General features: G+C 63.2%; 9 protein-coding genes and 4 pseudogenes. 4 read left to right on the forward strand and 9 right to left on the reverse strand.

The window, feature by feature from the left end; translation table 11 throughout:
- Window positions 1-30 precede the first annotated feature (30 nt).
- The 4 genes and pseudogenes from ACVWW3_RS21165 to ACVWW3_RS21180 form a co-directional block, all read right to left on the reverse strand.
- Window positions 31-1,677 carry a GMC family oxidoreductase gene (locus ACVWW3_RS21165; protein WP_247442711.1) on the reverse strand — a complete coding sequence of 549 codons (1,647 nt, stop codon included), beginning with the start codon at window positions 1,675-1,677 and terminating at the stop codon, window positions 31-33.
- 17 nt (window positions 1,678-1,694) lie between these two features.
- Window positions 1,695-2,289: pseudogene (locus ACVWW3_RS21170) on the reverse strand (GNAT family N-acetyltransferase).
- A 203-nt stretch (window positions 2,290-2,492) separates the two neighbouring features.
- Window positions 2,493-3,419 (reverse strand): SMP-30/gluconolactonase/LRE family protein, encoded by a 927-nt coding sequence (locus ACVWW3_RS21175; RefSeq protein WP_456648768.1) that lies wholly within the window; start codon window positions 3,417-3,419, stop codon window positions 2,493-2,495.
- Window positions 3,420-3,622: 203 nt separating this feature from the next.
- Window positions 3,623-3,976 carry a hypothetical protein gene (locus ACVWW3_RS21180; RefSeq protein ID WP_354049132.1) on the reverse strand — a complete coding sequence of 118 codons (354 nt, stop codon included), beginning with the start codon at window positions 3,974-3,976 and terminating at the stop codon, window positions 3,623-3,625.
- A gap of 185 nt (window positions 3,977-4,161) precedes the next feature.
- Here ACVWW3_RS21180 and ACVWW3_RS21185 point away from each other — a divergent pair, with 185 nt between their 5' ends.
- Window positions 4,162-4,386, forward strand: a complete 225-nt coding sequence (locus tag ACVWW3_RS21185; RefSeq protein WP_247347841.1) for a hypothetical protein — start codon at window positions 4,162-4,164, stop codon at window positions 4,384-4,386.
- A gap of 289 nt (window positions 4,387-4,675) precedes the next feature.
- Here ACVWW3_RS21185 and ACVWW3_RS21190 read toward each other — a convergent pair whose 3' ends face one another.
- The gene (locus ACVWW3_RS21190; protein ID WP_456648767.1) at window positions 4,676-5,332 is read right to left on the reverse strand and encodes a glutathione S-transferase family protein; all 657 of its coding nucleotides are present in this window, start codon (window positions 5,330-5,332) and stop codon (window positions 4,676-4,678) included.
- A 160-nt stretch (window positions 5,333-5,492) separates the two neighbouring features.
- Here ACVWW3_RS21190 and ACVWW3_RS21195 point away from each other — a divergent pair, with 160 nt between their 5' ends.
- Together ACVWW3_RS21195 and ACVWW3_RS21200 are read left to right on the forward strand one after the other, a co-directional pair.
- On the forward strand, window positions 5,493-6,716 hold the full coding sequence (locus ACVWW3_RS21195) for a polyhydroxyalkanoate depolymerase (protein ID WP_456648766.1): 1,224 nt from the start codon (window positions 5,493-5,495) through the stop codon (window positions 6,714-6,716).
- A 114-nt stretch (window positions 6,717-6,830) separates the two neighbouring features.
- Window positions 6,831-7,757: a catalase family peroxidase gene (locus ACVWW3_RS21200; protein ID WP_456648765.1), complete on the forward strand. Its 927-nt coding sequence runs from the start codon at window positions 6,831-6,833 to the stop codon at window positions 7,755-7,757.
- Here ACVWW3_RS21200 and ACVWW3_RS21205 read toward each other — a convergent pair whose 3' ends face one another.
- Complete coding sequence (locus ACVWW3_RS21205; protein WP_456648764.1) at window positions 7,758-8,684, reverse strand: helix-turn-helix domain-containing protein; 927 nt, start codon at window positions 8,682-8,684, stop codon at window positions 7,758-7,760.
- A gap of 336 nt (window positions 8,685-9,020) precedes the next feature.
- On the opposite strand from ACVWW3_RS21205, the pseudogene ACVWW3_RS21210 reads away from it, so the two are divergent.
- Window positions 9,021-9,182 (forward strand): annotated as a pseudogene (locus ACVWW3_RS21210) (polyhydroxyalkanoate depolymerase); the annotation flags it as partial.
- Between the two features lie 14 nt (window positions 9,183-9,196).
- Here ACVWW3_RS21210 and ACVWW3_RS21215 read toward each other — a convergent pair.
- The 3 genes and pseudogenes from ACVWW3_RS21215 to ACVWW3_RS21225 form a co-directional block, all read right to left on the reverse strand.
- A pseudogene (locus ACVWW3_RS21215) lies at window positions 9,197-12,525 on the reverse strand (adenylate/guanylate cyclase domain-containing protein).
- Between the two features lie 330 nt (window positions 12,526-12,855).
- Window positions 12,856-13,371: a hypothetical protein gene (locus ACVWW3_RS21220; protein ID WP_456648762.1), complete on the reverse strand. Its 516-nt coding sequence runs from the start codon at window positions 13,369-13,371 to the stop codon at window positions 12,856-12,858.
- 504 nt (window positions 13,372-13,875) lie between these two features.
- Window positions 13,876-15,745 (reverse strand): annotated as a pseudogene (locus tag ACVWW3_RS21225) (ABC transporter ATP-binding protein).
- Between the last annotated feature and the right edge of the window lie 7 nt (window positions 15,746-15,752).

Here is a 15,752-nt window from a genome sequence, read left to right on the forward strand (position 1 = left end):
CTAAGCGACCGATCCTACGAAGACGCACCCTCACGCCACCGCCGCATCCGGCACGCGCGCGGCTTCCATCGGCTGCTTGCCGCGGATCAGGTCCGAGGCGCGATCGGCGATCATCATCGTGGAGGCGTTGAGGTTTGCCGAGATCATGCGCGGCATGACGGAGGCGTCGATCACGCGCAGGCCCTCCAGCCCGTGGACGCGGAGCTGGTCGTCGACCACGGCCCAGGTCGAATCGGCCGGGCCCATGCGGCAGGTGCAGCCGGGATGGAAGGTGGTAGTGCCGCGTTCGGTGGCGGCGGCCAGGAACTCGTCGTCGGTGTTGATGTCAGGACCGGGGAAATCCTCGTAGGCGTAATAAGGCGACAGCGGCGCGGACTTCAGTAGGTTGCGCGCGAGCTTCATGCCGCCGACGATGACGCGGCGATCGAGCTCGGCGTCGAGATAGTTGGTCTGGATGATCGGCGGCGCAAAGGGATCGCTGGAGCGGATGCGGACATAGCCGCGGCTCTCGGGGCGCTGCTGCCAGGAGGCCACCGTCATGCCGGGCTCGTCCTCGAGCTGACCCTGCACGCCTTCCTTGTAGCTCGCCGGCGTGAAGGTGAGCTGAAGGTCGGACGAGTCGGCGCTCTCGCCGGAATGCCAGAAGCAATAGACCATGGTCGGCGACAGCGAGAGCAGGCCTTTGCGCGCGGTCGCCCATTTCAGCGCCTCGATCCACAGCGAGAAGCCGCGGCGAAGCTCGTTGATGGTCCTGATGTCTTTGACACGCGCCACAGTGCGCGGCGCATAATGATCCTGCAGGCCCTCGCCGACCGGCAGCGCGTGACGCACCTGGATGCCGTGGGTCTGCAACAGGTCGGGCGAGCCGATGCCGGAGAGCTGCAAGAGCTGCGGCGAATTATAGGTGCCGCCGGAGAGGATCACTTCTTTGTTGGCGCGCACCTCCACCGGCGTGCCGCCTGAGCCGCCCTTCATGTAGCGCACGCCGACGGCGCGCTTGCCCTCGAAGATGATCTCGGTCGCGTGCGCGTGGGTGTGGACATGCACGTTCGGCCGCTTCATCGCGGGCTTGAGAAACGCGGTCGAGCCGGAGACGCGCAAGCCCTTGTCGATGGTGCGCTGACAATAGGAGACGCCTTCCTGGGTCTTGCCGTTGTAATCGGGGTTGCGGGGGATGCCGAGCGAGACCGCGCCTTCCATGAAGGCTTCGCAGAGCGGATCGCGCCAGTTCATCGTGGTGACGGTGAGATTGCCGTCGCGGCCGCGGTAAATGTCCTCGCCCTCGCCGACCCGCTTCTCCAGCCGTCGGAAGTAAGGCAGCACATCGGCATAGCCCCAGCCGCGATTGCCCATCTGCGCCCAGGTGTCGAAATCCATGCGCTGGCCGCGGTTGTAGATGTGGCCGTTGATCGAAGACGAACCGCCGAGCGTCTTGCCGCGCGGCGCATAGATGCTGCGCCCGCCGGTCCAGGGCCCGACCTCCTGCTGGTAGGCCCAGTTGATGCTCTTCATGTGGAAGGTCTTGATGAAGCCCGCCGGCAGATGGATGTAGGGATGCCAGTCGCTGGGTCCGGCCTCCAGCACGCAGACGCTCACGTTCGGATCTTCGCTCAGCCGGCTGGTGAGCACGCAACCCGCCGAGCCCGCGCCGATGATCACGTAGTCAAATCTATCCATGGTGCCTCGGCCGCCGCTCAGCGCGGCTTGTCGTTGAGTTGATAATTCAAATGCGTCCGCACGGTCGGCCATTCGGCCGCTGTGATGCTGTAGACGACGGTGTCGCGCAGCGTGCCGTTGGGCGCGACCTGGTGGCTGCGCAGGATGCCGTCCTGCTTGGCGCCCAGACGTTCGATGGCGCCGCGGCTCTGGTGATTGAAGAAATGCGTGCGGAATTCCACCGCGATGCAGTCCAGGGTTTCGAAGGCGTGGGTGAGCAGCAGCAGCTTGCACTGCGTGTTGAGCGGGCCGCGCTGCGCGCTCTTGCCATACCAGGTCGAGCCGATCTCGACGCGGCGGTTGGCGGCATCGATGTTCATGTAGGTCGTCATGCCCACGATCTTGCCGCTGCCATCGAACACGGTGAAGGGGAGCATCGAGCCCCGCGGCCTGAAGACCGAGCCGGCGGTCGATTTCCTTGCCCATGTTGTCCGGCGTCGGAATCGCGGTGTACCAGATGGTGGAGAGCTCGCCATCCTTCACGGCCTCGATCAGCCCCTCGCGGTGCTGATGCGACAGCGGCTCGAGTCGGGCATGCTGTCCGCGCAGGGTGATGGGATCAGGCCAGGGCATTGCAGGTCTCTCTCTGTTGTCGTTGCGAGCGAAGCGAAGCAATCCAGAGTGCCTGCTCCTCGTCCTGAGGAGCGCGTCTTCGCGCGTCTCGAAGGATGAAGGCCCCGCTGGTGACCTCGCCCTTCGAGACGCGCGCGAAGGGCGCGCTCCTCAGGGTGAGGGTCTACTGGATTGCTTCGCTTCGCTCGCAATGACGGCTTGGCTCACTTGTTCAAGAAATTCAACGGCAAACCGCCGCGCGGCCAGTCCATGGTGATCAGCTCGCCCTTGCCCGAGAGCGTGATGTACGCGGTCTTCAGCTCGGGGCCGCCGAAGGCGATGTTGGTGGTGACGCGGTCGCCGGTCGGCACCTGCTCGACCAGGGTGCCATCGGGCGCGATCACCGAGATGCAGCCGGAGACGAGGGTGGCGACGCAGACATTGCCGTTCGCTTCGACCGCCAGCGAGTCGAACATCTGGTAGCCGCCGAGGCCGCAGATCGGTTTGCCCCGCTCGCCGCGATAGATCACGTCGCGCGGCTTCAGCGTGCCGGGCGCGGAGAGCTCGTAGGCCCAGAGCCGGCCCGTCGGCGTCTCCGCGATGTAGACGGTGTTCTCGTCCGGCGACAGGCCGATGCCGTTGGCCGGCAATACGCCATGAACGACCTCGACGATCTCCTTCATGCCGGGCTTGAGATAATACATGCCGCCGACGTCCATCTCGCGCGCGCGGCGCTTGCCGAGATCGGAGAACCAGAGGCCGCCGTGCTTGTCGAACACCAGATCGTTCGGACCGCGCAGATCGTGCTCGCCGCACTTGGTGACGACGGTCTCGATCTTGCCCGATTGGAGATCGACGCGCTGAATCGAGCCGCCGAGATAATCGTCCGGCTGCGGGCCGGGCATGATCATGTTGCGGGTCGGGATCCAGGAGAAGCCGCCATTGTTGCAGATGTAGATCTTGCCGTCGGGGCCGAGCGCCGCGCCGTTCGGGCCGCCCGGAATCTTCGCGACGATATCCTTGCGGCCGTCGGGATAAACGCGGGTCAGGCGCTGACCGCGGATCTCCACCAGCACCACCGAGCCGTCCGGCATCACGACCGGCCCTTCGGGAAATTCGAGGTCGGTGGCGAGAACGCGGACGTTGGACATGTGGGGACCCTCCCGATTGCTTGTTATGACTTGCACGGGATGTCCGGCACGGGCCCCACACGCAAGATTTGCCTGCGGTTATGACAAAGTCACCGCGGCTTGCCAAGCAAGCGGGATGGTATGCCAGCGTTGCGCGCTACTGCTTCATGGCCCCGGCTCTGCGTCGCAGCGCTACACGCTGCGCCGCGTCCGGGACACGGCATTCACTTCGCATCCTTCGGCGACGGCGCGTCCTGCTTCTTCTTCACATCCTCCGCGATCTTCGCCTGCGCGGCCTGGAGATCGCCGAACGTCTTCTGCAAGCCGGCAACCGTCGTCTTCAACGCATCGATCTGGCGAGCGGCGGCGTCCAGCTTCTGCTGGTGATCGAGGTTTAGCCTGGTGATCGTCTTCTGGAGAAAGTCGACGTTGCTCTGGAGGCAGCTGGTGCGGCGCTCCATGGTCTTCTCGACGGTGCAAATCTCGATGCCGGGCACGTCCTGCGCGCGAACCGGCGCATTCGCCAGCGCGGCGAGCAGTAACATCGCGAAACAGACGCCGGCACTTCGAAGATGCATGCTGGTTCCTCGTCAAATCAATCACGGCAATGTGCGCTTTTTGCGCGCCGCCGCATAAGGCTACCACACTCGCACCGCATTCTCGCGTTGAGCTTGGAGCTGTTCCCTCGGACGGGGAGCGATGATCTGCACGCGGGGGGAAATGGGCACTTCTTCCGCGGCTTTGTTTAGGGGAGATTTTTGGAATGGCAACGCGCGACAGACGACTTGCAGAATTCGACGGCTCCGGAGAACCGCCGCCTGGCCTTGCAGTCGAAGTGCTGTGCGAGGACCATAGCGGGACGTATCAACTGCCGTTCGCTTGCCGCTATGTGGAGGGACGCTGGCAGAACCACACCGCCGGCGTCGCTGTCGAAGCAACCGTCATCGGCTGGCGCGTGCCGCGCTTGAAGCACTCGGGCGTGGCCTGAGCATCGAATTCTGTCTCAAAATGCAACGGGGCCGCGTCCCGGCTTAACCTTCGGAACGCGGCCCGAACGAATCACGTCCGAATCAGCCGTGGGGCGCTGTACGCGCCTGTTCACGGCTAGATGTCGCAACCAGTTCGCACGCGTATACAATATCTGTGCAGCGCGTGAGCAGGCCCGAGCCGGCCACGGACGCCAAAAGTTAACGGCTTCAATGACTTCAATGCCATGAATGCCGGGTGCGGCGGTTCAGGCCGCGCCCCCAAAACAGGCAGGGCGGCATCAGGCCTGCCTAATATTCGACCTCGAGCTCCTCGATCTCGGCCGGCTCGTCCCTTGCCGCTGCGATCCATTCCCTCATCTCGGGCATGGCCATGATGGTATCGGCATAGGCGTTCAGAAGCGGTTCGAGCTTGACGTCATAGGTGACGAAGCGCGTCACCACCGGGGCGTACATCGCATCCGCCATGGTGCGCTTCTCGCCGAACAGGAAGGGGCCGCCCGATCTCTCCAGGCAGTCGCGCCAGATCGCCCAGACGCGATCGATGTCGGCCTGCGCCCGCGACCAGATCTTGAAGCCAGGGAAATGTCCCTTCAGATTAACCGGCAGCGAGGCGCGCAGCGTGGTGAAGCCGGAGTGGATTTCGCCGCAGATCGAGCGGCAATGTGCGCGCTGGACGCTGTCAGCCGGCAGCAGGCCGGCATCCGGCATCGCCTCGTTGAGATATTCGGCGATCGCCAGCGTGTCCCAGACCACGGCGCCGTCGTGCCGCAGGCACGGCACCAGGATCGATGACGACAGCAGCAGGATCTCCGCGCGTGCCGACGCGTCGTCGGGCGCGGTGGCGATCTCCTCGAAATCGAGCCCGGAAAATTTCGTCAGCAGCCAGCCACGCAGCGACCAGGACGAGTAGTTCTTGCTGCTGATGGTCAGTTTCGCCTTCGCCATATGGCCTTCCCTCACGCCTTTGACCTGCACCCGCCCAGCCTGCGGGGAATGCTCGCTTCCCGCAAATAAAGCAGCAAGCGACGTGCCAATCTGGAGGTCGGCCCATCTCCGGTTTGGCTTCGATATTGCATAGCAGCACGGGACAGGTGGGCGTTTCAGTATGATGTCGATGTATTATCAGGCCTTTCAGAACCATATGGACCTGACGGCGCCGTGGCGGTCGGGCGCTTCCTCCGCACTCCAATTCCTCAATCTGGTGCCGCAGGGCTTGTCGGATCAGGTCGTCGGCCGACTGTCGGCCGCGCTGGAGCTGATCTCGCGCTCCACCCTCACCTATCACCGCCCCGCTTACGGCATCGACAGCGTCATGGTGGGCAACCGCGAGGTCGGCATCACCGAGGAGGTCGCTTACGCGACGCCGTTCGGCTCGCTGCTCCACTTCAAGAAGGATGGCGCGCCCGAGCAGCCGCGCATGCTGCTGGTGGCGCCGATGTCCGGCCATTTCGCGACGCTGCTGCGCGGCACCGTGAAGACGCTGCTGCAGGACCACGACGTCTACATCACCGATTGGCACAATCCACGCGACATTTCACGCAGCGAGGGTCGCTTCGGGCTCGACGACTACACCGATCACCTCGTCGATTTCCTCGGCCAGCTCGGCCCGCGCCCGCATATGGTGGCGATCTGCCAGCCCTCGGTCTCGGCGCTCGCGGCCGCCGCGATCATGTGCGAGGGCAACCATCCCTCGCGGCCGGCGACGCTGACACTGATGGCGGGGCCGATCGACACACGCATCCAGCCGACCAGGGTCAACGAGTTCGCCAAGAGCAAGCCGATCGAATGGTTCGAGCAGAACCTGATCAACTACGTGCCGATGCAGTGCCGCGGCGCGCTTCGGAAAGTCTATCCCGGCTTCGTGCAGCTCACCGCCTTCGTCTCGATGAATCTCGAGCGCCACATCAAGCAGCACATGGACCTGGCCAACCACATCGCCAAGGGCGAGAAGGACAAGGCGGCCAGCATCAAGAGCTTCTACGACGAATATTTCGCAGTGATGGACCTGCCCGCCGAGTTCTACATCGAGACCGTGCGCGACGTATTCCAGGAACATCTGCTGCCGCAGGGCAAGCTGATGCATCGGGGACGTCCGGTGAACACCAAGGCCGTCAGCCGCATGGGGCTGATGACGGTCGAGGGCGAGAAGGACGATATCTGCTCGATCGGCCAGACACTCGCGGCGCAAGACCTCTGCACCGGCGTGCGCGCCTATCGCCGCGTTCACCACATGCAGGCCGGCGTCGGCCATTACGGCGTGTTCTCGGGCAAGCGCTGGAACAACGAGATCTATCCGCTGCTGCGGGATTTCGTGCACGTGAATTCCTGAAGGCGCACCAAATTCCTTCAGCAGGATCGGACAAAGCAGCGCGGCATTGGGAAAGACGCCGGCGCTGCACCAGCCCTAAAACACGGACATGCCGCTTCAGCCGGAGGCCTTGCCATGTCCGAATTGCCAACCCCAGCCGCCACGCCGGCCGCGATCGTCGACGCACTGAAGACGGTCGCAGGCAATCCGCCGAAGGTGCGCGCGAGCTTCGCCAAGGGTCGATGCGTGCGCGGCACCTATACCCCGTCCGACCGCGCGGCAGAGGTCACGCGATCGCTGAGCTTCACAAGGCCTTCGCGCGTGCTGGCCCGCTTCTCCGTCGGCGGCGGCAATCCTGACGTAGCCGACACCAGCAATTTCGTGCTGCGCGGCTTCAGCTTCAGGCTTGGCGACGACGCCCATCGCTCGGACATTTTGGTGGAAAGCGCGCCTGTGCATTTTGCGCGGACGCTGGACCAGATGCTCGCCTTCCTCAAGGCGCGCATTCCGGGCGCGGACGGCAAGCCCGACATGGCGAAGGTCAAGGCCTACTCCGCGGCCAATCCTGAGACGCTGAATCAGGCCAGTTACATCGCCGCGCGCCGGCTGCCCGGCAGCTTTGCCGGCACGATTTATTGGGGCGTGCACGCCTTTCCCGCGACCAGCGCGAAAGGTGAGACCCGCTTCATCAAGTTCAAGCTCGCGCCTGTCGGCGGCGATATCACGCTGAGTGAGGACGAAGCCGGGGCGAAGTCCGCCGACTTCCTGCACAAGGATCTCGCGCAGAGGATCGCAGCCGGCGATGTTCGCCTCAACGTGATGGCCCTGCTCGACCGTCCCGGCGATCCCGTCATGGACGTCACCCTGCGATGGCCGGACGAGGACAACCGGGAGGAGGTGCGGCTGGGGACGATCGTCATCACCGGTCTGGAAGCCAACGATGCCTGCGACCGGTCCATCTTCGATCCGGCCAATCTCGCCGACGGCATCGGCCATCCGCCGGACGAGATTTTCGCGGCGCGCCGCGCGGCCTACAACAATTCGCTGGCCAAGCGGCGCTGATTAGATCTTTTCTCGTCCGCCATCCGTTTCTCGGCGCCACGCGCCCGGACTGACGCCGACCATGGATGAGAACACCCGCGTGAAATGGCTCTGATTGGCAAATCCGGCCGAGATGGCAATCTCGGACAACGGCAGGTCGCGGACCGTCATCAGTTGCTTGGCTGCCTTCACGCGCTGTTGGAGCAGCCATTGATGCGGCGGCAGGCCGGTGGAGATGCGGAATGCGCGTGAGAAATGGCTGACGGAAAGGTCGAGCTCGGTCGCGATCTGCTGCAACGCGATCTTGCCTGAGAGATCGGAGTCGAGCCGCTCACACGCGCGCTTCACCTGCCATGGCGCGAGACCGCCGCGGCTCGGTTCTGCGGCTGGCTTCAGCCCACCATAGGTCTGAGCGACGTGAGCGGTGAGCGCGAGCATCATGTGATCTACGAAAAGCTGGTTGGTCTCGTCGGGTCGACGCAGTCCGTGCTGCAACGAGGCGCCGACATGTCGAATGACCTCGTCGTCATGACCGACACCTGGCTCGTAGCTGAGCTCGCCAACGCGCGGCCCGCCCGACTGCCTGGCAACGCCGTTGAGCGCCGAGCGCGGCAAATAGAAGAAGAGCGAGTGAAACGGCTTGTCGATCACATAGCGCGGGTCGCGCTTGAGGTCGTAAAGATATGTCGCACCCGCGCGAACATCCGCCTTGGTGACACAGCGGCCCTCCTCCCAGCATTCGCAATCCGGATAGTCTCGCAATTTCAGGCTGACGAGATAGGCATCTACCGCAGCCAGGGAGCCGGAAATATCCGGCGTCGGATCGTCGTTGCGGACTTCGGTCACCGCGAGCTCGGCGCTGTGCAGCGAACGCGTGATCAGGACCGGTGCTTGCTGCGAGCGAAGGCCCTGCCCGAGGCTCCGTCCGTAAACGCCTGCTTGTGTCATTTCAATCAACCCATCCGTAAAGGCACGCCTTCGTTGGCCTTCCAGACATCCGTCCATTATCGGAGATCGCCAGCCAACGGTCCAGCCGCAGCGCATAACACGAAGCTGTCGCGGCAGGCTGTCGCAGGGATCGCGCTGCGATGATTTCATTGTGATTTCAGCGTGATGTCACAGGCCCGGCATCGCGAAGGACAACACCGTTGACCTGCTCGGCAAATCATTGCGTGATTTCATCGTGCATTCTCGAAACGATTCGGGGCCGAAGGCGCGCTCGCAGCCTGCGCGCGTCAGGCGGACCATTCCTCGCCCCAACGCTGGACGACGTGGCCCGGCGGCGGCCAGACGCTCGCGGCACAAGACCTTTGCACCGGCGTGCGCGCCTACCGCCGCGTCCACCACATGCAGGCCGGTGTCGGACATTACGGAGTGTTCTCGGGCAAGCGCTGGAACAACGAGATCTATCCGCTGCTGCGGGATTTCGTGCACGTCAATTCGTGAAGCGCCGCACGTGGCTAACGCTCTTGCTTGAGCAGCTCTTTCGCTTCTTCGACTTCGGGAAGATTTCGCTCCGCATCGAATTCAGCAAGGACGGGAGCGAGCACCTCGGATACCGCGCCCGCTCGGCCCCTTCTCTTGAGCAGGCGTGCGAGACCAAGGGCGCTGCGCAACTCGAAAGTCTTCGCCTGTTGGTGTCGTGCGATTTCCAGCGCTCGCTTGAGGGCATTTTCGGCACTGCATTCGTCAGGGTCATGGCGCGACAACAGTTCGCCGTAGACGCGATGCAGCTCGGCATCAAGCCAATGCTGACCGGATTGGCTCGCCCATGCGATCAATTCGCTCAAGATTTCCAGCCCGTTTTCGAGTTGACCCGACTCTGCGGCCGCCATGGCGACATGCATCCCCCAAAACGGTTCACAGAGATAGCAGTCATTCTCGTGCAGCAAGGTCCAGCCGCGGCGCATTTCCGTCAATCCGGTCGTTCGGTCGCCGGCGCGCCACTTGGCCAGGCCATTCAGGTAGGTGCCGGCGGCCACATACAGCGGCATCGTGTGGTCGCGAGCGAGACCGAGCGCCAGGATCGTCTCTGTTTGCTGCAACATGCCCCCGCATAGTCCGTCAAACACAGCGCGATGAACAAGCGCATTGGCCTGAGAGAGAGCCCGTTTTTCTCCTGAAGCACTCACCGCTTCGGCGGCGAGCCGGCGCGCGCGAGCGATCCCGCCAAGCGGCCAGAGCACCAGGGCAAGAAATCTCATAATCACGAACGGAAGATCCAGCGCCGAAGCCCTGAACGTCGCGGGATCCGGCTCGGCACCATAGATATCCAGCGCCTGCTCAAGATGCACTCTCGCGTTCAAGTAGTCACCCCCGAACCAGCAAGTAACCCCACCCGTCCAGTGGGCTACGACGGCGGCCACCGGGGAGTCCGGTCGTCGGTCAGCGGCGCTCCTGATGGCATCCGCCAGCTCCCGCATCGGAGCGAGTTCGCCGTGTGTCAGGCAGGCATTGAAGAGTCCCGAATGGACCGGCGCAAGTTCAACTGGATCATTGATGTCAGCTACGAACTGCCGAGCGCGCGTCCATGCGGCTACCGTTTCGGGAGCGCTGTGCCCGAGGCTGCCCCGTAGTGCGCGACCATAGGCGATTTGAAGATGGAGCCTGCTCATCATCCCGCGAGGCTCATCAGGCAACTCACCGGCGGTGGCAATCGCCTTGCCGAGATGTGCGATCGCCTCGGAATAGGCCGAACGTTTCAGCGCCTGCTGTCCCGCCTTGCGCCACCACTCGTGGGCGACCTCGCTCAACCCCGCCTCGGTGAAGTGGTGTGCCAGAACTTCCGGCTCGGTCTCAGCGACGACTGGAAACTTTTCGCGCAGGACGTCGCCGATGCGGGTGTGCAGCACATGCCGTTTGGGCTCTTGAGCAGGCTCTCGTAGGCCGTTTCCTGAACGAGAGCGTGCTTGAAACTATAGTTTGCTTCGGGCGGAACCCCGCGACGCACCAGCAGTTCGGCCTCTTCGAGTTGCCCTAGCGCAGCACTCAGCGTCAGATCATCGCGTCCCGCCACATATTTCAGCAGCGCGTATGAGAAGTCGCGGCCGATGGCGGCGCCTATCTGCGCCACCTCCTTGACTGGAGCGAGCCGGTCGAGCCGCGCCATCAGCGAATCTTGCAGCGTCGCGGGAATAGCGAGCGGCGGGAGCGGACTATTGAGGCGATAGCGCCCGGCATCTTCGACGAGCAGCCCGGACTCGAGCACCATCTTGGTCAATTCTTCTACGAATAGCGGGATGCCATCCGTCTTGTCGATGATCTGCTTCATCATCTCGCGTGGCAGCTGGCGACCCACGGCCACCTGTTCGACCAGCGCGCGCGAGTCCTGCCGGTCGAGCCGGTCGAGCCGCAACAGACTGACGTTGGCAAGGCCCGACCATGAGGGCTCGAACTCCGGCCGGGATGTCATGAGCACGAGTATCGGCAGTCCCCTGATCCGATCGACCGCGAGATCGAACAGTTCAAGTGTCGTGGCATCGGCCCAATGCATATCCTCGCAGATAATCAGCAGGGGTTGCTCTCGCGCCAACCCCTCGAGCTGATCGAGAAGGGCGGCAAATGTCTGTCGCCGCTGCTGCGCCGGGCTCAAACCGAGCGGCGAACAATGGTCTCCGGTTGGAATCGAAAGGAGAGCCGCAATGAGCGGTGTCGCTCGGGCGACCTGCTGTGTTCCAAGCGCCAGCATTGCTTCGAGCTTGTCGAGCTTTTGCCCGCACGTATCGTGCGAGCGGATGCCGGCGGCGCGCTCGAGCTGCGCGACAAAGGGATGAAGCGCACTGTTGGTGTGGTAAGGCGAACACTGATATCGCACCCGGCGGTGCGCGCCCAACGAGGGGCTTTCGGACAGCGTTGCGACAATGCGCGACTTGCCGATGCCCGCTTCGCCAGAAATCAATACCATCTGGCCCTGCCCCTGCCATGCCCGGCGCTGGCGCGAGAGAATGAATTCGATCTCGTCCTTGCGGCCAACAAAGCCGATCGAGCGCGCCGCGCGGACCGCCTCGAAGCGACTCTCGGATGCGGTCGCTCCTTCCACCGCCCAGACTGCGATGGGTTCGGCTATTCCCTTGACTTCACGGCGGCCGAGATTGCGAAAAGCGAAGAGATCACCAAGCAGCCGGCGCGTCGACGAAGCAACGACGACCGCCCCCGGCTCCGCCAGGCTCTGGAGCCGAGCAGCGAGGTTTGGTGTATCGCCGACGGTTGCGTGCTCCTCTGACGCATCTCCACTGATGAGGTCGCCGACCACCACAAGCCCGGTCGCAATTGCGATCCGCATTTCAACCCGTTCGTCGGCGCCTGTTTTGAGCTGCCGAATCGCGGCTATAGTGTCGATCCCCGCTCGCACTGCGCGCTCCGCGTCATCCTCGTGGGCGCGAGGATAGCCGAAATAGACGAGTATTCCGTCGCCAACGAACCTGGCTATCCTGCCGTCATAAGCGGCAATGACTCTCGCGCAGGCCGCGCGGTAGGCCCGGATCACCTCCCACATATCCTCGGGATCGAGACGCGCCGAGAGCGCAGTCGAGCCGACCAGATCGCAAAACATGACGGTGAGATGGCGCCGCTCGGCATCAGGAGGAGGAGCCGGCGATGCGATCAACGCGGCTGGATCGAGGTCGGCAATAGCACGCAGCATTTTGCGGCGATGGCCGAGCAGGACTCCGAGCTTATCGAAGTCCTCGTCCATCAGTTCGGGAAGGACGTCGATGTCAATCCCATTTTGGACAAGACGCTCTGCGTATTGCCCAAGCCCCAGCTTCTCGAGCCACTCCGCAATCTGCATTGGCTCCACCGATCGTGTGGTTGGCGGTTAGCAGAATTTTTGGACCACGGCGCGCGGGGACAATATCCCAACACCACCATGATGGCACGTCTTGTTTGTCGCGCGATCATTTAGGTTGCTCAGTACCGGCACCGCTTCCAGGCAGGGACATTGCTCGATGCGAACGGCTGCGCTACTAAAAATCGTCACCACGCAGCGTTGGACGACAGAGGTTGCGATGAGTTGTCAGCCGTCAGCTACTCACTTTCGGACCTGAAGCCGAAACCAACACTGCGGCCTGTGCCCACGTCACGACGCCAAGCAGACATTTTTCCGTGAGCACAGTTTTGTTCATTCCTTGCCCATGGACGCTTCGTAGTTGCGAGCCATCGTCCCCGCCGCAACTTGAAGCGAAGAACCAACCACCCAACAGCCGGCAACAAAGCCTATCAGGCCATTGGGCAAGGTTTGATCAAGGACAAGGATGCTGACGGACAGAGTTGCAGCAATCGCGGCGCCGAACGTTCCGGCCGCACTCATGACCTCAGCCGCCTCGAAACCGTTCCATTCTTCCGAGATGCTCGAAATCGACCTCCGAGCGGCACTGCGGGACAAATCAATTCCGACATAATAGCTAAGAGCTCCGTACAGCATCGTTAGCAGCACGATCCAGCCGCTTTCAAACAGTCCGTCTTTCTGACGCAACAGGGTCGCACCCACATAGAGGCCGCAAGAGGCCCCAACGGCTGCGAGCCCAATTCTTTCAATAAGATGGGCCGATTTGATCAGACTGGAACGAGCGATCCGAAGATTGCCGGTTTGCTTCGCTACGGATAATGCGTTGGAAACTGCATTGCTAATCTTCATTGGAGTCTCCCTCTCAGGTAAGTAGCGGCCCACCGGCCGACCTCGAATAGAGGCTGCCTCGTGGACGTGCTTTGCGATTCCGTGGATTCCAATTTCTGAAAGATCTGTGCTGAGTGATGGGGCTGGCTTGCTCATGAGCAAGACGAGAGCCAATCCAAAGCTGCGAGCTCGCCGCTTCGCAGGCATTGCATCTCACCCGTGTCTGTCAATTAGCTCCGGGTGCGGCAATTTCTTGTGGGAGTGATAGCTCAAAAAGAGAGTGATGGAATGTGAGACGGTTCACATACCGTGGTTTCCTGTCGCTCCATCCGGTCACAATTTCCGGAGGACGCCTCTGCATCGTCGCGATACCCGGGAGCGCGCAAGCAGGAGCTGAACGGCGCGGTCAACTCGCAAGCTGTCCCCGCATTTCGCCGACGTCAAATCTATCCGCCCTTGCTGTTTCGTGCACGTCAACTCATGAGGTTAGGCCGCGTCACCGGAAACGCAGCGCGCCTGCGCGCCTCAGGCGGACCACTCCTCGCCCCAGACCTGGACGACGTGACCCGGCGACACTTCGCGATATTGCCGAACCGGCGGCTGGTAGTCGGGCGCGCGCACGGGGCTTCTGATCTCGTCGTTCGAGGCCTCGCGCCGGGTGCCGCGGCGCGCTGGATCGGGCACCGGCACGGCCGCCATCAGCTTCTTCGTATAGGGGTGCTGCGGATTGCCGAACAATGCCGCGCGCGGGCCGGTCTCGACGATCTCGCCGAGATACATCACCGCGACGCGATGGCTCATGCGCTCGACCACCGCGATGTCGTGGGAAATGAAGAGATAAGCAAGCCCCATGCTGGCCTGAAGATCGAGCATCAGATTGACGACCTGCGCCTTGACCGAAACGTCGAGCGCGGAGACCGCCTCGTCCGCGACGATCAGCTTCGGTCCGAGCGCAAGCGCGCGTGCGATGCAGATGCGCTGGCGCTGGCCGCCGGAGAATTCGTGCGGAAAACGTGCGGCCATGTCGGCGGTGAGGCCGACGCGCACGAGCAAATCGGCGACCTTGTCGCGCGCCTGCGACGCCGTGGCGAGCCCGTTGGCGAGCAAGGGAGCCGCGATCGCCGTTCCCACCGACATGCGCGGATTGAGGCTCGCGAACGGATCCTGAAACACGATCTGCATCTGCTTGCGGAAGTCGCGCAAGGTTCGGGCATTCATGGCCAGCACATCCTGCCCGTCGATCAGAACGGTGCCGCTGTCCGGCTCCGTCAGCTTGAGGATGGAACGGCCCGTCGTCGACTTCCCGCAGCCGGATTCGCCGACCAGTGCCAGCGTCTCGCCGGCGCGCAAGGTGAAGGAAACGTTCTCGACCGCATGGACGCGGCCCGAGACTTTGCCGAACAGGCCCGAACGGATCGGAAAGCGCGTGGTCAGGTTGGCGACTTCGAGCAGCGGGCGCTCGGCGGTCGAGACCGTATCGGGTGTCTCCGCCGGATCGTCCGAGGTCCCCGTCACCTTGTCGACGATCGGAAACCGCATCGGCCGCACGCGTCCATCCATCGAGCCGAGGCGCGGCACAGCGGCGAGCAGTGCCCTTGTATAGGGATGCGAGGGGGCTGCGAAGATGCGCGAGGTATCGTCGGTCTCCACCGCCTGGCCGCCATACATCACCACGGTGCGGTCCGCGATCTCGGCGACCACGCCCATGTCGTGGGTGATGAAGAGGATCGACATCCCCTCCTCGTTCTGGAGCTCCTTCAACAGCTCCAGGATCTGCGCCTGAATGGTGACGTCGAGCGCAGTGGTCGGCTCGTCGGCGATCAGGAGTTTCGGCTTGCAGGCCAGCGCCATCGCGATCATCACGCGCTGGCGCATGCCGCCGGAGAAGCGATGCGGATGCTCGTGGAAGCGCGATTTTGCCGCGGGGATGCGAACATGGTCGAGCAAGCGGATGGTCTCGGCCTCCGCCGCCGCGCGCGACAGGCCGCGATGCTGGATCAGCGCTTCCGCAATTTGGAAACCAATGGTGAGCACCGGATTGAGGCTCGTCATCGGCTCCTGGAAGATCATGGCGATTTCGTTGCCACGCACGTCCTTCATGCTGCTCTCGGGCAGCGTCAGCAGATCGCGACCGGCAAGCCGGACGCTGCCTTCGACGCGGCCGTTCTCCTTCGGAATGAGCCGCATGATCGAGAGTGCGGTGACGCTCTTGCCGGAACCGGACTCACCGACGATAGCCACGGTCTCCTTTGGGGGAGACATCGAACGACACATTGCGGACGACGGGACTCCATTGCCGTTCGCGCAGGAAGGACGTGGTGAGGCCTGAGACCGACAGCACCGGCGCCTGCGCGGCGGCAGCGACGTGGTCGGGTATGCTTGCGCCCATGCTCATGCCGATG

The organism is Bradyrhizobium sp. LM2.9 (genome assembly GCF_054056555.1).